Source organism: Mesorhizobium sp. M0293 (assembly GCF_040321735.1).
Classification (GTDB): domain Bacteria; phylum Pseudomonadota; class Alphaproteobacteria; order Rhizobiales; family Rhizobiaceae; genus Mesorhizobium.
In genome coordinates this window covers 76,705-98,004 of sequence record NZ_JAMYSA010000005.1, presented here as the reverse complement: position 1 = coordinate 98,004, position 21,300 = coordinate 76,705, and the positions used below count along the sequence as shown (strand labels likewise).

General features: G+C 60.2%; 18 protein-coding genes and 3 pseudogenes. 14 read left to right on the top strand and 7 right to left on the bottom strand.

The window, feature by feature from the left end:
* Nucleotides 1–474: 474 nt before the first annotated feature.
* On the top strand, nucleotides 475–777 hold the full coding sequence (locus NKJ06_RS03750) for a DUF982 domain-containing protein (protein WP_352809136.1): 303 nt from the start codon (nucleotides 475–477) through the stop codon (nucleotides 775–777).
* A 201-nt stretch (nucleotides 778–978) separates the two neighbouring features.
* Here the strand turns inward: NKJ06_RS03750 and NKJ06_RS03745 are convergent, their stop codons facing one another.
* Nucleotides 979–1,443 carry a Ros/MucR family transcriptional regulator gene (locus tag NKJ06_RS03745; protein WP_352809135.1) on the bottom strand — a complete coding sequence of 155 codons (465 nt, stop codon included), beginning with the start codon at nucleotides 1,441–1,443 and terminating at the stop codon, nucleotides 979–981.
* A gap of 662 nt (nucleotides 1,444–2,105) precedes the next feature.
* Between NKJ06_RS03745 and NKJ06_RS03740 the strand changes: the two genes are divergently transcribed.
* The 5 genes from NKJ06_RS03740 (at nucleotide 2,106) to NKJ06_RS03720 (ending at nucleotide 5,160) form a co-directional block, all read left to right on the top strand.
* The gene (locus NKJ06_RS03740; RefSeq protein WP_352809133.1) at nucleotides 2,106–2,375 is read left to right on the top strand and encodes a DNA -binding domain-containing protein; all 270 of its coding nucleotides are present in this window, start codon (nucleotides 2,106–2,108) and stop codon (nucleotides 2,373–2,375) included.
* Nucleotides 2,376–3,078: 703 nt separating this feature from the next.
* Nucleotides 3,079–3,645 (top strand): PIN domain-containing protein, encoded by a 567-nt coding sequence (locus tag NKJ06_RS03735; RefSeq protein WP_352809132.1) that lies wholly within the window; start codon nucleotides 3,079–3,081, stop codon nucleotides 3,643–3,645.
* A gap of 140 nt (nucleotides 3,646–3,785) precedes the next feature.
* Nucleotides 3,786–3,920, top strand: coding sequence for a hypothetical protein (locus NKJ06_RS03730; RefSeq protein ID WP_352809131.1), 135 nt, complete (start codon nucleotides 3,786–3,788; stop codon nucleotides 3,918–3,920).
* A gap of 325 nt (nucleotides 3,921–4,245) precedes the next feature.
* Entirely contained in the window at nucleotides 4,246–4,536 is a 291-nt protein-coding gene (locus tag NKJ06_RS03725) for a hypothetical protein (protein WP_352512707.1), read from the top strand.
* A gap of 6 nt (nucleotides 4,537–4,542) precedes the next feature.
* Nucleotides 4,543–5,160 (top strand): hypothetical protein, encoded by a 618-nt coding sequence (locus NKJ06_RS03720; protein WP_352809129.1) that lies wholly within the window; start codon nucleotides 4,543–4,545, stop codon nucleotides 5,158–5,160.
* A gap of 655 nt (nucleotides 5,161–5,815) precedes the next feature.
* Here the strand turns inward: NKJ06_RS03720 and NKJ06_RS03715 are convergent.
* From NKJ06_RS03715 to NKJ06_RS03705, 3 genes are all read right to left on the bottom strand, one after another.
* On the bottom strand, nucleotides 5,816–7,714 hold the full coding sequence (locus tag NKJ06_RS03715) for an AAA family ATPase (RefSeq protein ID WP_352512710.1): 1,899 nt from the start codon (nucleotides 7,712–7,714) through the stop codon (nucleotides 5,816–5,818).
* A 69-nt stretch (nucleotides 7,715–7,783) separates the two neighbouring features.
* Entirely contained in the window at nucleotides 7,784–8,404 is a 621-nt protein-coding gene (locus tag NKJ06_RS03710; protein WP_352512711.1) for a hypothetical protein, read from the bottom strand.
* 404 nt (nucleotides 8,405–8,808) lie between these two features.
* The gene (locus tag NKJ06_RS03705; RefSeq protein WP_352511140.1) at nucleotides 8,809–9,210 is read right to left on the bottom strand and encodes a hypothetical protein; all 402 of its coding nucleotides are present in this window, start codon (nucleotides 9,208–9,210) and stop codon (nucleotides 8,809–8,811) included.
* Between the two features lie 317 nt (nucleotides 9,211–9,527).
* Between NKJ06_RS03705 and NKJ06_RS35780 the strand changes: the two are divergent.
* From NKJ06_RS35780 to NKJ06_RS03690, 4 genes and pseudogenes are all read left to right on the top strand, one after another.
* Nucleotides 9,528–9,614 (top strand): annotated as a pseudogene (locus NKJ06_RS35780) (transcriptional regulator TraR); the annotation flags it as partial.
* A gap of 77 nt (nucleotides 9,615–9,691) precedes the next feature.
* The gene (locus NKJ06_RS03700; protein WP_352511141.1) at nucleotides 9,692–10,042 is read left to right on the top strand and encodes a hypothetical protein; all 351 of its coding nucleotides are present in this window, start codon (nucleotides 9,692–9,694) and stop codon (nucleotides 10,040–10,042) included.
* A 124-nt stretch (nucleotides 10,043–10,166) separates the two neighbouring features.
* Nucleotides 10,167–10,526: a nucleotidyltransferase domain-containing protein gene (locus NKJ06_RS03695; protein ID WP_352511142.1), complete on the top strand. Its 360-nt coding sequence runs from the start codon at nucleotides 10,167–10,169 to the stop codon at nucleotides 10,524–10,526.
* A complete protein-coding gene (locus NKJ06_RS03690; protein WP_352511143.1) occupies nucleotides 10,523–10,948 on the top strand; it encodes a HEPN domain-containing protein in 426 nt (141 codons plus the stop codon). Before NKJ06_RS03695 ends, NKJ06_RS03690 begins: the two co-directional genes overlap by 4 nt.
* 256 nt (nucleotides 10,949–11,204) lie before the next feature.
* Here NKJ06_RS03690 and NKJ06_RS03685 read toward each other — a convergent pair whose 3' ends face one another.
* Complete coding sequence (locus NKJ06_RS03685) at nucleotides 11,205–11,756, bottom strand: hypothetical protein (RefSeq protein ID WP_352511144.1); 552 nt, start codon at nucleotides 11,754–11,756, stop codon at nucleotides 11,205–11,207.
* A 215-nt stretch (nucleotides 11,757–11,971) separates the two neighbouring features.
* A complete protein-coding gene (locus NKJ06_RS03680) occupies nucleotides 11,972–12,277 on the bottom strand; it encodes a LexA family protein (RefSeq protein ID WP_352511145.1) in 306 nt (101 codons plus the stop codon).
* Between the two features lie 46 nt (nucleotides 12,278–12,323).
* Between NKJ06_RS03680 and NKJ06_RS03675 the strand changes: the two are divergent.
* Together NKJ06_RS03675 and NKJ06_RS03670 are read left to right on the top strand one after the other, a co-directional pair.
* Nucleotides 12,324–13,446, top strand: a pseudogene (locus NKJ06_RS03675) (IS630 family transposase).
* A gap of 216 nt (nucleotides 13,447–13,662) precedes the next feature.
* Nucleotides 13,663–14,248: pseudogene (locus NKJ06_RS03670) on the top strand (DUF6088 family protein).
* A gap of 182 nt (nucleotides 14,249–14,430) precedes the next feature.
* Here the strand turns inward: NKJ06_RS03670 and NKJ06_RS03665 are convergent.
* A complete protein-coding gene (locus tag NKJ06_RS03665; RefSeq protein ID WP_352809127.1) occupies nucleotides 14,431–15,420 on the bottom strand; it encodes a hypothetical protein in 990 nt (329 codons plus the stop codon).
* Nucleotides 15,421–16,146: 726 nt separating this feature from the next.
* Here NKJ06_RS03665 and NKJ06_RS03660 point away from each other — a divergent pair.
* Both NKJ06_RS03660 and NKJ06_RS03655 read left to right on the top strand, forming a co-directional pair.
* The gene (locus NKJ06_RS03660) at nucleotides 16,147–17,421 is read left to right on the top strand and encodes a metallophosphoesterase family protein (protein ID WP_352511148.1); all 1,275 of its coding nucleotides are present in this window, start codon (nucleotides 16,147–16,149) and stop codon (nucleotides 17,419–17,421) included.
* Nucleotides 17,421–20,948, top strand: coding sequence for an AAA family ATPase (locus NKJ06_RS03655; RefSeq protein WP_352511150.1), 3,528 nt, complete (start codon nucleotides 17,421–17,423; stop codon nucleotides 20,946–20,948). The genes NKJ06_RS03660 and NKJ06_RS03655 overlap by 1 nt, the downstream gene beginning before the upstream one ends.
* Nucleotides 20,949–21,300 lie beyond the last annotated feature (352 nt).

The window sequence follows — 21,300 nt, the reverse complement described above, 5'->3', positions numbered from 1 at the left end:
AAATGACCGTGCCAAAGGAGAAATCGTTCTCAAGCAATACGATAGCCCTAAGAGCGTTCTCTGATTGGGGTCATTTTGATCAAGATGCTCCTGCACTTTTTACTGGACCGTTCCGTAGGTCACTCGCTTCTCTTCGCGGTCAGCGCTTGGGCCGCCGCATGATGTTGGGGCGCGTCAGCAGTGAGCATCAGTAAGGCCTGGACGATGCTAGGCGACGTACGTGCAATAAATTGGTCGGAGCCGCCAGGATCGATCTTGCCCGTGAGAACCAGCAAGGCGAATGACATCGCCGATCTTGTCCAGGCGAATTTCTCTCGCGCCGCATGGTCCGCCAAACGAGACGAGGTCGACTGGGCAAGCACATCCTTTACATTCCTCTTGAAACCGTCATCGCCCTGACAACACAATCTGCAACGGTCGGGCCGCGGCGCGGCTGATGCGCAAGGTAGCAGTTCGGCAGATCGGGAGGAACGAATGAACCTTGAGGCTTTCAGCAGCCCAGTTTTCGTGAAGCGTGCAACGTACGTCGTGCAGGAGATTGCCAGCCTTGCTGACGCCATCGATTTCCTCAATGAATGGCCCGAAGATCGCAGAGACCTGATCCACGAAGCCGCCCTCAGGGCGTGCTATGACGCATATGATCGGCGAAAACCTGTGAGCGTAGCGCGCAACGCCTTTGTCGGCTTTGCGAAACGGGCCGCCATATTGGAAGATGCAACCTCCGCCATACAGTGGCTCGCTGCCTGCAAGTCGGGCACGGGGAAAGTGCAAGCGTAGGCATCGGCGACCCGCTCGATAAGAGCGAGCGAGAACATGGCTCGACCGGAAGTCCGGGGCGGCAGATTGCTGCAAGCCGTCGCCAATTCCTTGTGAAGCAAGGATGTCTTGAAGGGGCTGGCGATCCCCTGCCCTTTTCATGTTCGGCGCAGGCAATGCCGGTGGCTGCCGCGCTTCGAAAAAGAGTCTCGATTGCAGAAATTAAGCTGCGACCTTCTTGCGGGTCCGCTTCGCCGGCGTCGGCGTTTCCGGCTCTTTCGGCTTGCGGCCGAGCCCCATCGTCTTGGCCATTGCCGAGCGCGCTGCAGCGTAATTCGGCGCGACCATGGGATAATCTGACGACAGACCCCATTTGGCGCGATATTCGTCCGGGGTCAGCCCATAGTGGGTGGACAGATGGCGCTTTAGCGATTTGAATTTCTTCCCGTCCTCAAGGCAGATGATGTAGTCCGGTGTCACCGACTTCTTGACCGGGACTGCAGGCCTGAGAGCCTCCGGCTCTCCTGCGGAGACGCTGCCGGCCGTGCCTTTCAGCGCTGCGTGCACGTGGCCGATCAAGGCAGGAAGATCGCCCACCGGAACCGGATTGTTGGAGACATAGGCTGAGACCACATCGGCGGCGAGCTCGATGAGGATGTCGATGTTTTTGTCGGCTTCTTCTGTCATGAAAACTCTCCGGTAGCGTGAAACATAGTCGGTGAAGCATTGCTTCATTAGTGGTGGCTGCCGCTGAAAGCAAATAAAACCCCGGCGGGTCTATCGCCATGCTCGTCGGCACTAAGGCCTATAGTGCCACGTCGCGCCTTCGTGCACGTGTTGATCCAATGATGCTGACCGCCCTTGGACCGGAGGGAGCTTGGTTCTGATCTTCTGGTCCCTCCGTGTGAACTTTGCAAAACGAAAGAGCCGACGATCTTTCGCACCACCCGTGAAGCGTCGAGGTCGAGAAGTCCTCGCTTCATGTGATGTGATTGCCCTTTTCTCCATCGGCCTTCCCGCTATCGCGGGAAAGCCGACTAGTCGCGTTGCGATCTATCTCGGTTATCGCAAGTCCGTTTCCAAGCTCTAGACACCTTTGTTGGCGACCGTGCCGCAGTGCTTGGCGCATTTTAGGACGGCATACCTGCTGAGACGACGTGCAGCCGCACGGTCTTGAGCTTTTTCCGATTCATCCGTAACCTGGGCTTGCATCGCCCAGAAGGGCTTACCCCCCTCGAGCGGACGCTTGCGCATGGATCGGGATGTCGTCTTGGGGACGATGTTCTCCCTCCCTTGGGTAGCTCTTCGAAAAGATATGTTCCGATTGCTTGTTTCCGGAGCCCGACATCATGGTCAAACACCCAGACGTTGAAGCAGGTCTTAAAGACGAAGTCCCTTGGTCCGACAGCCTTACTAACTACGACAAGGAGCACTTCACGACCTACATGAGGTTCCTGGATGCAGGCGCCGACGATGCGACCTATGAGGAGATGGCGCAGGCCATCCTCGGCATCGATCCAGTGGAAGAACCGGAGCGCGCCCGGAAAGCCGCGCGAAGCCATATCGATCGGGCGAACTGGATGATGACGGTCGGCTATAAGGAATTGTTCGCCGGATGACTGACGACGTACACGTTGGTCCCTCCCTTGCGACATGTCCGGCGGCGCTGTCGCTGCTGCGGTCCGCGATTGCGAACTCGTTCGGGGGAAGCCGAGGATCCGGTACATCAGGTCGGCGTCTGGAGATTTCCGGTCGACGTCGTTCGGGTAAGCGAGTTTCGAAGGCGACACGATAGGATCCATGACCTTCTTGGTCCGGCTCGCCGCTGTCGTAGGTCAGTTCAACGCACCCGCTGAAAGCATCGAGGATGCAGGCCACCCGGATGGCAAGTCATCGTGCATGCCAAGCCCGAATTCCCCTCCTCAGTCGAATGGACAACACCCAAGGCCATACCCCCGTACGACCTTGGCAGACCAACTTGTGGTCAATCAGTCGAGATCAAGCTCGTCATCATCCAGCGGCCCGCCCTTCAGCAAGACATCCCGAGCGGGCTTCCTCGGTCCGGGTTTCGACATTTGGAGCACGAACTGCCGTCGACGGTCGTGAATCTCCTGCGGCCCTTCTTCGGCGGCAGCCGCCAACAAATCGCTGAATCTCGCCCTCGCCTCTTTGACGGTCCAGATGCCACGCCCTGTACGACCGCCACTTGCCCCGCCGCTCGCCAATGCACGCTCCAATTGACCGCGTTTACTATTCGCCGGTGGTTCTGATTTAGGCCTCGTGCATCATAAAGCAATTCTGGCCGCAAAGGAGCCCACCGGAATGTTTCTTCTCGACACAAACGTGCTGAGCGAATTCACAAAGAAGAGACCGAATCGGCATGTCCTCGCCTGGGCGGACTGGGCGACGTCGAGTCATCGGCTGGCAATTCCATTCGGCGCGGTTTTCGAACTGCAGCGGGGCATTGAATCGCTGCGGTTGAGGAACCCCAGCCGGGCCCACGATCTCTCACGCTGGCTGAATGAAGTGCTCGAAACCGATATGGTCTTCCTCGCTATGGATGCCGCAGTTGCGCGGACGTACGCATCGATGACTACGGTCCCGAGCCTGCGGCATTTGTGGGTGCCGTCCCCCCAGAACCATCGGCGAGGTCCGGGCCAAGACCTTGCGATCGCGGCGACCGCGATTGTGTACAGAATCCCTGTCGTCTCGATGGATGTCCACGATTTCCTTCGAATCCATGCTCATTTTGAATTACCCGGCCTTTTCAATCCGATCGAGGAAACTTGGGAAGTTCCTATGAAACGAGACCTTGTGAAAGGACCATCTGCTAGGATCGACGTCAGGTCTTTGGAGACCCCGAGCCAGCATCTGAGGTGTTGCGCTTGACGCTACCTTGATCGTCCAAACGCTCGCGGAGATGAACGCTCTTGTATCCGCGGGCCCTACCGGCCGGACACGCGAGCATTGAGGTTTGAATCCCGCTCGCTAAGATCGGCGTGCAATACAAGACGGCCTGTGTGCTTCTGATGAAACTGCGCGAGGCGATCGCGTGGCGCAGGGGAAACATGTTGCTTGAGGGCGAAGACGAGATCGACGGCAAATACGCTGGCGGCAATATCCGGCCTGAGAACAAGGCCGAGGACCGCCTGCCGCCATCATGATCGGCGGGGCCGTGGAATGGCTCGATGAGTCCCGGCCTACGGAAGAAGCATGTCCAGACCGGCTCGCGATGAGGCGGTCGGTCAGACCTGGTGGCGTTTACGGCCGAAATCTACGGTGTTAGGTAGCAAAAACCACCGAAAGCGGCCTACGTATTTGGAATCGAAAAGCAAAAAGTTCCGCTCACAAGGCGCTTCACAGCGCCCGGCGCGTATTGGTTGTCCATTTGATAACGGGTTACTGAGTAGGGGTAGTCACGCAACCTTCTCGCTTGCGGCGTGATTTTTTTGTTGAATTTTACGAAGAGCTTCGTATATTGAGGAACGGATGGCTTTCAAGGGCGTCAGGTATCGCGTCATCAAGGCACTGAAGGAAGGTACTTATCAGCATGCGGCCCGCGGGAGCATCGAGGACAAGAATGCCTTGATGACTGGCGATATTTCCCCCGAGCAACTGATACCGATTATCGACAGGTGCAATGGCACGCATCATGAGAGTTCTGAGCACCATGAGTTCGAAGGCATTGAAGTCCATATCCTCAAACGAGATGGATGGTACATAAAATTCTATTTCGTTGACCCTGACACGGTCTTCATAAGTGTACACCCATCAAGGTAGGCTAACATGAAAATCTGGTATGCTGGAGATAAGAGCAAGGCGCTCTGCGAAAAGTGCCGGAAAGTCGTTGCGACGACTTTCGACTATCACGATGTGCCTTTCGAAAGCGGGATCGGCATGGCGAAGCAGATCATGGCGGCTACATGCGACGAGTGTGGCGCCGTTGTGGCTATCCCGCCGCAGTCGACGCCAGCAATCCGTGTTGCTCGCGAGATTGCTTCCAGGCCCTTGGAAGTGGTTATGGCTGCGCCGTTTATGGATACGTTGGACCTAGCATCTTATCGGATTGATCCTTCTGCTGGCGTGATCCTCCGGAAGTCGCTGATCGCGTACTTCGTGCACAGGTCTGTAAATGACGATTTCTTGGTGGAGCGGCTTCGTAAAAACGCGGCGGTTCATCGAGCGAAGTGGAAAAGCTGGCACGATACCCCGTCGAAACGTCTTTCGATGAAAATAACTCCACGCGTTGGCGCCGAGTTTGACGAACTCGTCAAGAAAAGTGCGTTAAATAAGACAACGTTGGTCAAGTCCATCGTGATGGATATTGGCTCTGAGATCGTTGAACCCGAAGAGCCGCAGATGATGCCTGAGTTGCGCAGGATGGCTGCGGCTCTTGCTGCCTAGTGGCAAGCCGTTAACCACCTGACTTCGCTCCGATCAACTCCGGACCGGGTTCCGGGTAAGAAACTTGCCCTAGCTGCGGAACGGTGCAGTGCCCATACGACGAGTCGTAACCGTTTCGAATGCACTGAAAAGACCTGCAAGACAGTGTTCAGCGTGACCTGGGGCACGGCCTTCCACGCGCGCAGGTCATCGGGAAGGGATGCCATTTTAAGCCTGGTGGTTTTTGCTACCTAATGCCGAAGCTTTGCAGGTTCTCGAGCGCCAGCTTTCGCGTTTCGAGAGGGTTCTTACCTAGGGCGGCTGCCAAGTTTGAGACGCAGACTTCGGCATCCTTCGGGCGATTAGGTCTGTCCTCACTTGCGTCGACCAAGCCGACTCGTAAAACTACCGCTAGGAAACCCGCAAAACTGCCGATAGCCAGATACTCGCCATTCGGTAGCAACCGCCATCAGAAGTTTAATCCTTGATCTGTGGTGGAACACGTACGTCGACATAGGCGCGTTGGCTCAGCGGCGAGCCTGGCGACGATCGCCCTGCGCCTTCAAGGTTTCCAGCGCTTCCAAGAGGGCAGCACGAGGCGAAGTTCAGGATCTGGGGGCGGGAGGAACGAGGAACGGCACTGACAATTCACGGAAGGGCATCAGCCCGAGAACGCTTACCATGAAATAAGTTCCTCGACCGTTTCTGCCGACAGACGGCGCTCACGAAGCAGCGCCGCCGCAATATTTTCGAGCTCGGGTCTCATCTCTTCCACAAGCGTCTTCGCGCGACGGAACTCCGCGGCAAGGAGGTTTTCCACCCTGGCCTGCAGGCCGCCATTCATATGCAGCGTCACCAGCAGTTCCTCCTCGCTTGCCCCGGACAGGAACGTGAATCCTGCACCCATCCCGTAGGCGGCTTCGACCTGCAGGGCAGTCACCGTGGCGATGTGAAGGTCCGAACCTTTCCTGCCCCCTCCGCCGGCAGACCTCGAACCGAAGACAACCTCCTCGGCTGCCAGTCCTGCAAGCGCGAGAGCGATCCGGTCCAGGAAGCCGGCCTTGGTCCGCTCCGGAAAGACCTGCTCGTCGAAAAGCGCCCCTCCTCCCCTTTGCATGGTCTCGCCTGACGAGTCGAAGGCGTCGATGATCTCCACGCTCCTGAAATCGCCGACACCCAGCGTCAGGCCGACGACAACGTGACCGGCCTCGTGGATCGCGTTTCGCCACAGCATGGCTTCGGGAAGAGGTACCAGCTCGGGCAATTCAGCGAGCAAATCCGCGGTTTCGACATCGCGCCGGGCACGGCGCGCACGGCGACGCGCCTGCCGGGCGAGCTGTTCCAGGGCTGCCCCTGTCCAGCCGTCCGTGCGAGCGGCGACGGAAGTCAGGTCCAGAGCAGACGACGCCTCGGCTAGATGCCAGCCGAGAATTCCTTGTCGTCCCGCCATGTCCGGCAGCGGAATGTTCACATGCCTGTCGAGGCGACCCGGACGGGTCAGCGCCGCATCCAGCATATGGGGAAAGTTCGTCGCCCCGACCACGACGACGCCTTCCCGGCCACCGGATCCATCGAGGCATTCCAGCAGGCCATTGACGACCTCACGGCTGTATTGCGCGTTGTGCCCGGAGAAGGTCATCCTGTCCCCTACGGAATCGATTTCGTCAATGAACACGATCGAGGGCGCATTCTTCATGCCTTCAGCGAACGCGCCTCTCATCGCCTTCAAAAGATCTCCCAAGTGGCCCATTGCCTGCCAGCGCGCCAGCGAACCCAAGACAAGATGGACTCCACAGGTCCGCGCGAGGGCCGCGGCGAACATCGTCTTGCCCGACCCCGGCGGCCCGCTGAGCAGGATTCCCCTGTCGACTTCCGACCACCCGATCTTGCCTGCGCGCCAGTCCTTCAAGTCGACGGCAAGCTCCCTTCCCCAGTCGGCCGCGGCGCCCAGTCCATGGAGGTCGTCCAGTGTCGGTCCCTGCCCTAGGCTCGTCTTTGGAGCGGTCAGGGTGATGGCGCGAGCAGCTTGCAGAACCTTGTCCAGCCCCCTGCCCTTGCGCCAGATCGCGCCGAGAACGTGCAGCGGGACGGTCGCCAGGAATGAGGCGTCCTCGTCCGACAGGAGCTGACCGCGACAGAAACGGGCGGCCGCCTTGAGGTATCGGGGCTGGACGGCCGGAAGCACAAGCACGGCATCCGCAACCGCGTCGACGTTTTCCGCGAGAAGGTCGCGGGAATGCGTGACAACGATAATGCGGTCGTTGGAACCTGTGAGCCCAAGGAGGTCGAACCGTTCGGACTTTCTCCGGCCCTCCGGTTTGACCGTCATGACGAGCGTCCGGTCGCGATCGTACACGCTTCCGGTGATGAGCGATTCTCTCTGCGCCGGGAATTTGGTCGCGCTCTCATAAATTTCCACGTCCTCTTCCCTCTGTGCGATCAGGACGATCACGGCCGGTCGTCCCGACAGGAATTCGCGTTGATGCCTGAGTGCCCGCATTACTGTGCAGTAAGCGACGAACCGCGTTGCGTTTGAGGCGAGCTTGATGCTCAGCGCTTTCGACATCTGTTTCATTGGAAATCCTGACTTGATGGTTCCCGGCGCTCGGGTGCGGCCGCGGGCGGTGGTGTTCCGAAGCCGCGTTCAGCTGCGGATACGGCGGACGGCGGTCTCGGGTCCGATCCTGGCTTCGTCGAGATCGATCTCGACGAAGCGATGCAGGACCAGCGACGAAAACCCTGCTATTGGCGGCGCTTCGCGAAACGCCGGAATGCATTCCGCAACGGTCAGCGAGCCATTATCGTCCAGCGCTGCAAGGAGGCGAACACGGTCGCCCAGCGGACAATGCCAACGGGCATACCGCAGGAGGTCCTTCGCGTTATCGAGCGTGTACCCCGCTCTGAGATCATCAGCCGACCATGCGGAGTAACGGAAACCAATTTCGGCAGCGGCTTGCTCGTTCCAACGGTCCCGAGGGTCGCTTGCCGCAGCAAATGAATCCAACAGACATGCCCCCTCTTCCCGGAGGACTAGGAAATCCGGAACGTGGCTGTCGCCCCGGCGATGCAGGACGAGCGGGAGGCATGACCATTCGACCACCGCCGGGTCGAGGTCGAGCAGGCATCCGAGGTCTCGCGCGACCTGGTTCCTGAACAGAGGCGCGCCGACACAACGAACGGTTCCGCGTGGATGAAAATGAAGACGCGCGGCATCGGCGCGGACGGACGCGAGTTGGTCGGTTTGGATTTCAGGGTGGGCGGTCATGGGACGCTCCATACGCATACGCAAGAATGATCGGCCGCTGCGAAGTGCAGCGTCGGGGCGATCAGCGTATGAGGAGCGATGCCTGTTTCATGGTGACGGGAACAAATACAGAACACTCAAGACAGAGTCAACGGCCATGGTCGCTCGAAACGTCACGCTGACGGAAGCATGATGATGGCCGCACAGGGACGACGGCGAGTCAGCGAAGCAAACGACAGCCAGTGCGGCGTCCCGTGGGAACCGACACGGCCTCACCTGTTGGCCAGAGACGACATACGAGCTAGTGCGCGGATCGCTCAATCGAGGCGAGTAACGCTTCAACCTCAAATGATGGATAGCCTCAACGATCGCTCGATTCTGCTCGCGACATTTGTCCTCAGAATCATCGAACGCACCTGTATCCTTCAGCTTTGAAAGCTCGCGCCGGGATGCGGGCCGTTCTCCGAAATGACGGTCTGGCGCCGCTCGCTCTGCTCATACAACGCCGAGTAAAGAATATCCGCGATGAACTCATTTGGTTTGCTCCGGCACCTCGAATATGCCGGAAGTTCGTCCGGCGGGCCAAAAGGAATCCCAAGGCGCATGGAGTAATCAAATTTTCTGCCATCGGCAGATCGGCCAGCGATATTCATATCGTTCAAATCGAAGCGGAACTCCAACCTCTGCTCAATTCCGATCTGTTGCGCATGGAGTGATGCCATCATCACATCGAATACACAAATGGAATTGTCAATATCGTCCGATACAAGTTTGACTTCAGAATAAGTCACGACCTCGACAATATGACTCATAGTAATATACATCATCAACAAATTTCCTCTCCTACGAAATGCCGATTCAGGCCGCGTAATACTTATATTCTACTAATGCTTCAGCGAAAATTGATCCATGTCAACGGGGAATTCCAAGGAACCCGGAAGCGCGATTTGTTCTTGGCGTTCCTACGGGTCGGGCTCCAAGCCGGCGAGCCGCTCTAATAGCTTCATCTCCTGAGCTGTGACCTAGTCCTTAAACCTCATTGCATGGAGCCCATAAAGATCTGCGGAGCCATATGCTACGATCGCTGAAACAGTCGCAGGCGGCGCAGGAACCGAAGCACCGGAGCGATCACGGAGGAAAACGAATGCAGCACTGGCTGGACAAGCTGACTGATCTCGCCGCAATCGAAGGCGATCAAAGCAACCTTGAAGAGGCTTTGGCGGGCCTGGCCGCCGGGTCGGTCCGGTCACCTACTGCGGGATCGTCGGAGACACGACCCAGTGGAAGAAGGAACACATCAAAGACATCATGGAAATGTGCCACCCGAACAAGCGGCAGATCGTGAAGGATCTCGCCCGCTTCTATCGGGTGCATCGGGTCGAGGTACTCGACAACCTCGTCTTGTGGGTGGACCGCTTCCGAGAGGAAGAGCCGGAACTGTTCCGCGCCTATGGATGGGACTTCTGTGGCGTGAGGGAGTTCGAGGAGCCTCGCCAGTACATGCGGCTGAAGCGTTCCAAGCGGCCAGTGCTTATGCCGCGGCGAAAGGGCGAGGAGCGGATGACCGGACGGCGGCGCTACAGCAAGCCGGATCAACTCGTTCCGCGGATACTGGCGCTGCCCGCACAACGGCCGGCTATCGCGCTGGCCGCTGAGTGAATGGCGGTGCGGGCGGCATATTTCGACAGCGGCATCTTGGCAGGGCCTGGGTGGTCGATGCGTGAACACCGCTTCACGATTGCGTGCTCCCGCTGTATCATCTCGTAAGATTGGAGAGAACAGCATGGCTGAGATCGTCATTGAACGAGATGTCGAGACCGCTGCAGAACGTCTTGCAGAGGCTACCCATGCAGAGGCCGTCATCCTGTTCGGAAGCCGGGCGCGTGGAGATCACCAGCCCGACAGCGACTGGGATCTCTGCGTGGTGCTGCCGGACAATGTTCGGCCACAGCAGTTCACGCCGTCGAAACTCTGGGAACTCGTTTCCGACCTCGATGCGTCCATCCAGGTGTACCCGTTGCGCCGCTCCGTATTTGAGGCCAAGAGGGACGATATCGACAGCCTGAGCCATGACATCGCACGCGACGGATACGCGATCATCGGATCGCTCGAACCGACCTCGGGCATGACGGCGCATCCGTGAGTTCCGATGCACATGCCTGGCTAGATATCGCCGACACCGATATCGACGCTGCCCGCCGCTCGCTCTTGCCGGATCCGGAACCGAACATTCCCGCAGCGGCCTATCACTGCCAGCAGGCGGTTGAGAAGCTGATCAAGACGCTGCTCGTCCATCTTGGGCTTCCCTACCTCAGGGGATCGGGCGGCCACGATCTCCGCAGGCTCGTCGGCGCGTTGCCCAACACGCACCCGCTGCTTGGCGATGCCGTTGTGCTGGTGCCGATATCGCCTTGGGCGACCGCCTTTCGTTACCCTGTCGACGATCCATATACGGCGGAACCTCTCCCGGATGCTTCAGAGGTCCAGCGCATCCTCGACAAGATCGGCGAGCTTCGCGACAAAGTGGCCCTGGAACTGGGGCCTCGACCTTCTTCTGGTCCTTGAGTTCCGTTCGGCGAGGTAGGCAGGGCGCTGGCGATCGCCGCCGAATGATCTGACGCCGTCGCGGAGCGGCGCCGTGACTGCCCATCCCGAATCGTGACACCATCAGCTGAACGATGCTGCTGTGAATGGCACCGCGCCCCTCCTTGGCATCGCCAAGGCGCCGCGCGGCAGTTTTGGGGTGCTTTCCCTCAATTCTGCTACGTCAAGATGTTGTGGTCCCCTGAGCGAACGGGATAAGCGGTTTGTCAAATATGTCTTACTGATAGTTTTGACCAGCGTCAGCCGGGTCAACATAACCCGCGCCACTGGACTTCTTCGGGTACGGCACAAACTTCGGATTCGGAGTGTATCGCCTCACCGCATTAAATCCACTCATGCCGTTCAAGGAGCTGGTGACTTTACCCGATCTCTTATTCACTCCGGGGGGCGGCCCATATTTCTTGCTATGGTTGAAGGTCGCCTGGAACTGAGGATAGCTCGACTGCTCGTCGGCCAACCCGGAAAGAGCGCGGTCATCGATATATGCGTCGCTCCCTAGTCCACCAAGCAGCCCGTCCTTCAGGCCGCCGTTCATCGCAAACTGGCTTGTGCCAGTTTGCCCCGACCAACCTGCAACCCCTTGGGGAAGTTTCTGCATGTTCGTGGGCGGTTGGGCGCAGACGATCTGAGGTGCAGGCAACTGCTGCTGGCTGCCCGAGTAGGGATGGATAAAGTAAGTGCCACCAAGGGCGAATATCGCCCCCGATGCTGGACCGACGATAGCTGCGATGTAGTGCGTACGAAACCAAGTTGCGATGTTGCCTGACATAGTGATCCAACCTCCTTCAGGTGGATGCGATCAGTCTCAGTTGGTCCCCTCTCAACGCCAAACTTAGCTGCGGCTAACATTATGAGTCAATTGTTACCCTGTAAGCAGGGAGAATTATCGTTAGGCCAGCCGATGCATAACCGACAAAAAATCCCGCTATTTCATGACATTGGAGCCCGCAATAACTCGGCCGTCGGCGGATGCGGTGAACGGCACTAGTACCTCTGCACAGAGGATTTGACGGATTGGATGGGTTGTAGCCTGGGAAGGCTATCGGGTTCGACAAGCAGTTCAATACTGCGCGCGAGGCCCGGTTGCCTGCGGATCAATCCAGTGCGCTCAAGGGTGAGCACCATCTGATGGACGGAAGGTGCGGTGACGCCGAAGAAGCGCTGCATATCGCGTTCGGCCGGCGAGCGAGCGTTGAGCAAGCCGTAGGTCCAGATGAAGGCGAGATACTGGCCCTGCTTTTCGGTGAAGCTGGGACCCGCTGGCGACCGCCCGTCAACTAATTGATTCATTTGTCGATTCTTCCGGAATCTCCGCAAACCGAAGGAGGCCTTCCGGATGAATGTACGCTATCGCGTCGATCTCGACCAACCCGAACGCGACGCACTCACAACGATGCTGCGAAGCGGCAAGCATCCGGCGCGCAAGCTCAAGCGGGCCCAGATTCTGCTCGCTGCCGATGTCGGCCTGGGCGACGAAACCATTGCGACGACGGTGGTGGTCGGCGGCTCCACGGTCTACCGCACCAAGCGCCGCTTCGTGGAGATAGGTCTGGAGGCGGCGCTCAGCGAAGAGCCGCGCCCCGGGGCGGAGCGCAAGCTGAGCGGCAAGGAGGAGCCTTGCTGGTGGCCACCGCCTGTTCCAGCCCGCCGCCGGGTCGCGCCCGTTGGACACTGGAGTTGTTGGCCGACGAGTTCGTCAAGCTGACCGAGCACGAACAGCTGTCGCGCGAGACGGTGCGTCGGTGCCTGGCCGAGAACGATCTCAAGCCTTGGCGCAAGGAAATGTGGTGCATTCCAAAGGTTGACGCGGAGTATGTCGCGCGCATGGAGGATGTGCTCGACCTCTATGCCGAAGCACCCGATCCGAAGCGGCCCGTGGTGTGCTTCGACGAAAGCCCGACCCAACTCATCAGCGAGGTGCGTCAGCCAATCCCGGTCGCGCCGGGAAGGCTGGAGCGCTACGACTTCGAGTGCAAACGCAACGGCACCGCAAACCTGTTCGTCTTCCTCGATGCGCATCGTTCCTGGCGCAAGGTCAAGGTCACCGAGCGGCGCGCAGCACAAGACTTTGCCCACTGCATGCGCGACCTCGTCGATATCCATTACCCCCAAGCCGAACGCGTCAGGGTGGTGCTCGACAATCTGTCAACCCACACGCCCGCCGCGCTCTATCAGGCCCTGCCGCCATCAGAGGCGCGACGCATCCTGCGACGGCTGGAGTTCCACTACACGCCCAAGCACGCCAGCTGGCTCAACATGGTCGAGATCGAAATCGGCGTTCTGCGCGGCCAGTGCCTCGATCGTCGTATCGACAGCTACGATCGCCTCGTCGCAGAGACCGCTGCCTGGGAGCACCTGCGAAACACCAGTGGCGCCCGCATCAACTGGATGTTCTCAACCGAAAACGCGCGCCTCAAATTGCCAAGGCCTATCCAAAGCCAACGGCCAAAGAGTCATAATCCCTGTGCAGAGGTACTAGCCCCTGTTCGGGCGTAATGTCGAACTGGATTGGCGGAGACTCTACGATAATGGGGAAACCAAGCCTGTGGACCCCATGCAGGCGTAGGTGAGCGTCACCTGATATTGCGCCGGCCCGGTAGCGGCCGCGGTCGGGATTGTGATCGACCGGCGATAGGTTTCCCTGCCTGCCAGATACTCCAGCCCGACGGTGTAGGATGACCGAACAAATCCTGGAGTATGTGAAGCGGCTGCCGGGAGGCACGCCCGTCGCAGCGAAGAGCTTGCTTCACCTAGCCAACCGCGCCGCGTTAGACCAAGCCTTTGTCGCGTTTGGCCGAGCGGGGCCTCCTGCTCCGAGCCGGGCGCGGCGTCTACCTGCTGCCGGTCACGGGCCGGTTCGGTTTCCGAGCGCCCTCAGTGGAACAGGCGGTCGAGGCGCTCGCCGCTCAGCGCGGCGAGGTCATCGTCTCAAGCGGTGCGGCTGCTGCCAACAGTCTCGGGCTTACGACGCAGGTGCCGGTCCCGTCGGTCTATCTGACATCGCGGCGCACTAGAATGATGAGCCTTGGCAAGCAGGTCGTCGAGCTTCGCCACGCGCCGCGCTGGCAGCTCGCCATGCTACATCGGCCAGCGGGTCAGGCCGTGCGAGCGCTTGCCTGGCTCGGACCGGAGGGAGCAGAGACTGCCCTACACACCCTGAAACGGAAACTGCCGCCCGCTGCGTTCAGCGAGCTGGTTGCGGCAGCGCCTCAGCTTCCCACCTGGCTCGCGCGCAGCGTAGGGAGGGTTGCGCATGGCTGATGCCTTCCTCCTCCTTCCGGCCGAGGATCGGCGGGAAGCGCTGAACAAGCGCACGTCTCACTTCTGCCACAGGTTCGCAGCTTGACGCCCCCAAGGCCATCCGGCCTACGAGTGCCGGCGGGAATCCCAGGTACGCGTTGGGCGGGAGCCGCGCGCCGCATGAGGAGGCGATCGCTTCGCTTTCATTCTACGGCATCTTTTGAACGGGTTGCGCCGACAGCGAATTCGAGCGCCGGCACGACGTCGTTCACTAGCCATGCTCCCAGTTCGCTGGCGTCGGGCCAATCCTCGCGACCGCCGAGTTTGTAAAGAACCTGGGAAACCTTCCACCACTGGCTTCCATGCGGTAAGCGCGCCGGATGTACGATCCAATCGCTGCTGCTTTGGGCGTTCGGTTCGACGAAGACCGCCAGGCTCTGCAGCTCGGCTCCGGCTCGGCGTGCTGGATGCTCCACTTTCCCAACGAGGGCTCCCTTGGCGACCTTCTTGCCTTCGAAATGCGGCTCGAGCGCCTCCTGGATATCCTTCAGGATACCCCAAAGCCGCTCGACGAGGATCGGAACCGCGTTCTGGATCTTCTGCCGCGACAGCGCCCTCAGGCCCTCGGATCCGGCGGTGTCGGCAGGCTCTCGTTTCAGGCTTTGGGTTTCACCGGAAACGAGCGTCTTGATTTCGCGAACGGTTGGCCGCTTGCCTGCCTTGAGGTCTGCGACTACGGAAGCGAGGAGTTCCTGTTCGGCGGTCGCCAGAGTGTACATCGCCGCTGCCGGCATGCTGCAGTCGACGAGGACGTTCCGATGCTCCCGTAGATTGTTATGAACCGCGATGTAGTTGCCCGCCCCTCGCCTCGTCAGGCTGCACGCACGTTTCGACCATCGCTCGAACGCTTCCTGGCTGGGGGCGCTTTCGCGCACCCTCGAGAGCGCCTCCCCGCAGGTGAAGACCTCGTCCGTTCTCTTTCGGCCGATCGAAGAAAACATCTCCCGCGCCTCTTCGAACAACGGCACCGCGGCGCTGGGAATGCCGAGGCTCTCGTAGTCGATCGTCTGCTCATTCCTCTTCTTCAAGCCCGACTGACCGCGACGTCCCTGCCGAGACGGGACGGCGTCCCGTCGCGGCAGGGTCTGGTCCAGCTCGTGCGAGGTTCCGTCCGGGCCTTTCGAACCTTCCATTAATATAACCTCCTCAACGATGTTATCGAAACAACGGTCGATCCGACCAGAGCTATCGTCAGAGCTCGCCCCGCCGACTGTCGCGACTTACGGCATATTCGTTTAAGGACGCGGACGAATCCCGGGAAATGTTTTCCCAACTTCGCAACCCTTGGTAAAGTAATCGAGGACGTATCCGATCCCGGTGTCCTGCGAAGGCGACGAACGTCTCGATGACCGCAGCGTCCCCTGCTTGTAAACGGCGAACCTTGTGCCGCATTTCCTCGCGGACGGAACCCGGTACAGGCAGCTCAGCCGAAAGGTCGTCGGGCGCAATGCTTCGACGCGTCCGCCTTGCCTGTCGGCCGGTCTCGCGGATTGGAAGGCCGGAAGATCGGCTGGTCGGATGTTGACCAAGGCGGTCATGCATCCCCCGCCTAGCACGGGAAAGACAATTTTTGCGCGCGTCCCATAGGTGTGGTCACCATGAGGTCGCACTCCAGTTCGGCAATGCGCGCACGCACCTGTCGGGCCTCTTCATGTAGTCTGCGCTAGCGGGACTAGCGCTTCTTTCCCCGCAATTGCTGACAGCGCTGCACGCACGCAGCTTCCTTTCGACCTTTTCATTTAGCCTGTGCAGTTTCCTGGGGACAAATGACAGGAATTGGCACCCGCTGCCGCTATGGCGTGCAACGTACGGTTCCTTGGGAATCAGCGGCAGCTGATTGGTTGCGGGAGGCAGCGTAAGTGGCGTATCGGTTTGTTCACGCGGCGGATATCCATTTGGATTCACCACTCAAGTCTTTGGCTATGCGAAGCCCGGAGCTCGCCGACCTGATCGGGAATGCGACCCGGCAGGCATTTGTCCGTGTCATTGATCTCTGCCTTCGAGAGCAGGTCGACGCGCTGCTGCTGGCTGGCGATCTCTACGACGGCGAGCAGACATCGATGAAGACCGCGCGGTTTCTCGCGGAACAGGTGCGTCGGCTGCACGAAGCGGGCATTCGTGTTTTCATTATCCGGGGCAATCACGACGCCGTCTCGCAGATCACGAAGGAATTGGTCTTTCCGGAAACGGTGAAGGTGTTCAGCGGGCGGGCCGACGCCATCGCGGTCGACCGGGCGCGAGGCGACTTCCCCGTCGTCGTTCATGGCCTGAGCTTTGCCGATCCGCAGGCCCCTGAAAGTCTCGTCGGCAAGTACAAGCCCGCGATCGACGGAGCCTTCAACGTCGGCATCCTTCACACCAGCCTCTCGGGATCGAGCGGCCACAATCCCTATGCCCCATGCAGCCTCGCCGACCTTCAGGCGGCGGGCTTCCAATACTGGGCGCTCGGCCACATCCACAAACGATCGGTGTTCGAAGGAAAATGTACCGTGGTCATGCCCGGCATGCCCCAAGGACGCGACATCAACGAATCCGGCGTCAAGTCGGTATCGCTCGTAACCGTTGCCGACGACCTGTCAGTCCGGATCGAAGAGCGCTTCACCAGCGTCGCACAATTCGAACGCGTCGAAGTCGATACGAGCCAGATTCAAGACTGGGCCGGCCTGGCTCGGGAAATCGGAAAGGCGCTGGAACGAACCCGGACGGATGCCGCTTCCGATCACCTGGTTGCGCGCGTCCGCCTGACGGGCATCACTCCCCTCGCCTGGCGCATCCGATGCGACATCGACCTCCTCAAGGCCGAAGCCGATGACCGGGCATCCACGGTGGGTCGCTGTTGGGTCGAGAAACTGGAGGTCCAGTGCCAGCCACCGTCGGCTGCGCAAGCCGATTCCGGAGATCCGCTGAGCGAGCTGCGGCGTCTGATCTCGGACGAGATTGCAGGTTCGGATGCGTTCAAGGCGGCGGCATTCGAGGTCGCGGAGGAACTGAGAGGACAGCTGCCTCCGGAATGCCGTCATATACTCGGAGAGGACGAGGCCGCATTCGACCTCGTCGTTGCCGACCTGCTGAATGAGGGCGCGGACAACGTAGTCGCACGCCTGCATGCCGACTCGGACGTGGAGGCTGCCTGATGCGTATTCGTCGTCTCGATCTCGCCCGTTACGGAAAGTTCACCGACCACACGATCGACTTCGGCCAGCGCACCAAGGGCAGCTCGGACCTGCATATCGTCTATGGCCCGAACGAGGCCGGGAAATCGACCGCGCTCGCGGCCGTCCTGGACCTCCTGTTCGGGATCGAGACGCGCAGCCCCTATGACTTCCTGCATCCCTATGCCTCGATGCGGCTCGGCGCGGCTTTGGAACTAGCGGCGGGTGAGCGAGAGGTTTTTCGCATCAAGCGCCCGCAGAACAGCCTTCTTGACGCGGATGACCAGCCTATCTCCGAAGCCGTGCTGCGCGTAGATCTCGGAGGCATCGATCGGGGGTCTTACCGGACGATGTTCTCGCTCGACGACGACACGCTCGAGGCAGGCGGTGAAAGCATCCTGGCGAGCAAGGGCGACCTCGGAGAACTCCTGTTTTCGGCCAGCGCTGGCCTGGCCGACCTGAGCCACCGGCTTGGCGACCTGAGAACGGAAGCGGACGCCTTCTACAAGAAGCGAGCGCGGAGCGGAGAATTGGGCGAGCTAAAGAGCCAGCTTGACGCGCTCAAAGAGGAGCGGGCGAAGATCGACACACTGGCCAGCCGATATGCCCAGTTGGTCGGCACGCGAGAAAGCGCCGCCTCACGGTATGAAGAGACGATTGCCGCTCGCGGCCGCATACAGTCGCGGATCGACCAGATCCAACGCCTGCTCATCGCGCTTCCTCGTCTGACAACGTTGCGAGCCGCCCGCGAGAAGCTCGCTCCCCTTGAATCCCTTCCGGAGCCCCCGATCGGGGTGGCCGAGGAACTTGCGACGCTCCAGAAAGACGAGATCGAACTGGCGACGCGCTCAAGAAGCGCCATCGAGAACATCGATGAACTTGTGTCGGAGTTGGAAAAGGAGACTGTCGACGATGCTGCACTGAGGCTTGCCGATCGCGCGTCGCGGCTCCCGGATCTGCGGGCGCGCTATCTCACGGCGGCGAAGGACATTCCCGAACGTCGATTGCAGATGCGCGAGGCCGACGCTGCGATCGCAGGGATTCTGCGTCGGATTGGCCAGGAGGACGAGGCCGATCCGGCGCGTCTGGTTCTTGGGACGTCCGTCGTCGGCGCCCTCAGCGACCTTATCGAGAGCCGCTCCGGCGTGACGTCGTCGCTCAGGTCGGCAGAGAACGAGGTTTCAGGTGCGCGGCGACGCATGGCCGAAGCGCGCGAAAAATTCGAGGCCGCGGGACAAGGCACCGGAGCCGCATCCTATGCCTCTGCCGACGCCGGCATGGCAGGCATGACGGCCACACTGGCTGTGCTGCGAGCCGACGACCATGGCGTTCGTCTGCGACTGGCCGACCGGACCCTTGCTTCACACCAGGAGACGCTCTCGTCCAAGCTGCGCGAACTGAGGCCGTGGGCCGGGAACCCGCAGCAGCTTCTCGACATGGCCGTACCGGACAAGTTCAGCATCGAGCGGTGGAAGGCCGACCTCGCAACGGCTCGAAAGAAGGTCGAACGCCACCAGCAGGAGGTGGAGCGTCTGGCATCGGATCGCAAGCACCTGACCGCCGAACTCGAAGCATTGGAAGCCGTCGCAGGCATCGTCACCGAACAGGAGGCTGGCACCGTCCGAGCGGCCCGCGAGGAGGCATGGGCAGACCATCGCCGGAAATTGGACGAGAGCACGGCCGACCTCTTCGAAGAGACCCTCCGGCGCGACGACCTCGCAACCAACGCCCGCTTCGTGCATGTCCATGAACTGGCGAGACTTCAGCAGAGCCTTCAAGCCGCTGTTGTCATGGATGCGGACATTGCCCGCGCCCAAGAGCTCCTCCAAGCCGCGAGAACGGACTTTCAACGCATCAACGACGAAATTGCGGAGGCCTTCTTGCGCATCGCGCCCGGCTTTCAGGCAGACGGTTCCCCCGAACGGCTGGAGGCTTGGTTGGGTTCGCGCGATCTGGCTCTCGAGGCATTGTCCACGCTTCGGGCAGCTGAGCGGGATCGGCAAGCGGCGAAAGCCGATGGTGTGGCCGCTGGCGACCGGCTGAAAGCCGCCTTCGCCGCTGTTGGCGCGTCATATGATTCGAACGCGAGCTTCGAGACACTGGTGGCATTTGCCCAAGCCCTCGTCGACCGGGCGTCCGAAATCAAGCAGTTCCGGCGAGACTTGGAGGACCGTCAGCGGGAACTGGCAGACCGCGAGCGTATCCTTGAAGAAGCCACCGCGGACGATCAGCGTTGGACATCCGAATGGACAGCGGCGTGCTCTGCGTCGTGGCTGGGCGATCAAGGCCCGCGGCCGGTCGCGGACGTTCGAGAGATCCTGTCAGCCGTCGGCGATCTCGGATCCTTCATCGAGAAGAAGAGCGGACTGGCAGATCGTGTCACGAAGATGGAGAGGGACCAGGCAGATTTTGCTGCCGAAGTGGGCCGCCTCGCTGATGAACTGAGCATATCCGTACAACAGTCCGCTGCGCTGGATCTCGCCGCGGCGACAGAAAATCGCGTTCGCGAGGCCGCGTCCGCTTGGGCCCGTCGCGTTGAGAAAGAGCAGGCTATCCAGGTCGCTAAGGAAAAGCAGCGTGAGTTGTCTGACGCCATCGCGATCCATGAACGGCGAAAAGGCGAACTCCTCCAGTTCTTCGGCGTGACCTCGCTTACGGATATCGGAGTCGTGCTGCAGCAGCTCGAGCGGCGAGCCACGCTCAGAGGTGAAGCTGATTCCGCCGCGACAGACATCATGAACGCTGTTGGATCACCTACCCTGGACGAAGCTGAACGGTCCCTCGAGAACACTGATCGGGCGGCCCTTGAAACGGAGGCGGCAGAACTCAAAGGCCGTTTCGAGGATCAGGATCAACGGAACCGGGAACTGTTCACCGAACACAGCAAGGCGGCTGACGCGGTCAATGCAATAGGAGATGACGATGCCGTCGCCCGGGTCGAAGAGCGTCGCCGGACTGTGTTGCTCGAAATCGAAGAAAAGGCTGTCCGCTATCTTAATCTACGCATTGGAGTCGCGGCAGCCGAACAGGCGCTTCGAATTTACCGGGACCGCCATCGGAGTTCCATGATGGCTCAAGCGTCTGAGGCGTTCCATACTATCAGCAGGGGCAACTACCGGGGTCTCGCTACCCAGCCTGACAGGGACACGGAGATGCTGGTCGCGGTGAGCGCGGACGGCGGATCGAAGATTGCGTCCGCGCTGTCGAAGGGAACGCGGTTCCAGCTCTATCTTGCGCTTCGCGTTGCCGGATATCACGAGTTCTCCTCTTCGCATCGGTCGGTGCCTTTCCTTGCCGATGACATCATGGAGACCTTTGACGATTTCCGTGCAGAGGAAGCCTTCCGACTCTTCGCGGAAATGGCAAAGGTGGGCCAGGTAGTCTATTTCACCCACCATCAGCACCTGTGCGACCTTGCGCGGAAGGTGTGCCCGAGCGTGACGATCCACGAACTGCCGCATGTTGCCCCGGCCCTTCATCTCGTGGCGAGTACCCAGCAGGTAGCGTAGTCCGGCGGCCGCGACATCGCCGTCGCGGTTCGACGATGAGCCGAGAAGGTTGATACTGATTGCGGGATTCGTGACAGTCGCTCGATTGGGAAAAGCATGAAGAAAGCGATATCGGCACTGGCACCCGCACTTAGCCTATGGGCAGCTGCGGCAATTGCCTCGTGCGTCCAGATGAGCTCGCCCGCTTCAAGCGCGAGTTCGTCTCGTAGCGCGCCCGTAGCACAGCCCGAAGCTCTTCCGGTGATCGCCGCAAACCCCCGGCCCTCTGGGCCGGGGGTTTGCTTATGGCTGAGAGTTGGTCGGCTCAGATGGAGCGAAGATTCTGAGCAGCCTTCGTGCGAGTGGACGATGA

Coding starts and splice junctions, on each gene's coding strand:
- NKJ06_RS03680 (WP_352511145.1), bottom strand. CDS start 12,277: ATGAATCAATTAGTTGACGGGCGGTCGCCAGCGGGTCCCAGCTTCACC.
- NKJ06_RS03695 (WP_352511142.1), top strand. CDS start 10,167: ATGGCTGAGATCGTCATTGAACGAGATGTCGAGACCGCTGCAGAACGT.
- NKJ06_RS03705 (WP_352511140.1), bottom strand. CDS start 9,210: ATGATGTATATTACTATGAGTCATATTGTCGAGGTCGTGACTTATTCT.
- NKJ06_RS03735 (WP_352809132.1), top strand. CDS start 3,079: ATGTTTCTTCTCGACACAAACGTGCTGAGCGAATTCACAAAGAAGAGA.
- NKJ06_RS03655 (WP_352511150.1), top strand. CDS start 17,421: ATGCGTATTCGTCGTCTCGATCTCGCCCGTTACGGAAAGTTCACCGAC.
- NKJ06_RS03665 (WP_352809127.1), bottom strand. CDS start 15,420: ATGGAAGGTTCGAAAGGCCCGGACGGAACCTCGCACGAGCTGGACCAG.
- NKJ06_RS03740 (WP_352809133.1), top strand. CDS start 2,106: ATGGTCAAACACCCAGACGTTGAAGCAGGTCTTAAAGACGAAGTCCCT.
- NKJ06_RS03700 (WP_352511141.1), top strand. CDS start 9,692: ATGGAAATGTGCCACCCGAACAAGCGGCAGATCGTGAAGGATCTCGCC.
- NKJ06_RS03730 (WP_352809131.1), top strand. CDS start 3,786: ATGAAACTGCGCGAGGCGATCGCGTGGCGCAGGGGAAACATGTTGCTT.
- NKJ06_RS03715 (WP_352512710.1), bottom strand. CDS start 7,714: ATGAAACAGATGTCGAAAGCGCTGAGCATCAAGCTCGCCTCAAACGCA.
- NKJ06_RS03725 (WP_352512707.1), top strand. CDS start 4,246: ATGGCTTTCAAGGGCGTCAGGTATCGCGTCATCAAGGCACTGAAGGAA.
- NKJ06_RS03750 (WP_352809136.1), top strand. CDS start 475: ATGAACCTTGAGGCTTTCAGCAGCCCAGTTTTCGTGAAGCGTGCAACG.
- NKJ06_RS03710 (WP_352512711.1), bottom strand. CDS start 8,404: ATGACCGCCCACCCTGAAATCCAAACCGACCAACTCGCGTCCGTCCGC.
- NKJ06_RS03720 (WP_352809129.1), top strand. CDS start 4,543: ATGAAAATCTGGTATGCTGGAGATAAGAGCAAGGCGCTCTGCGAAAAG.
- NKJ06_RS03685 (WP_352511144.1), bottom strand. CDS start 11,756: ATGTCAGGCAACATCGCAACTTGGTTTCGTACGCACTACATCGCAGCT.
- NKJ06_RS03745 (WP_352809135.1), bottom strand. CDS start 1,443: ATGACAGAAGAAGCCGACAAAAACATCGACATCCTCATCGAGCTCGCC.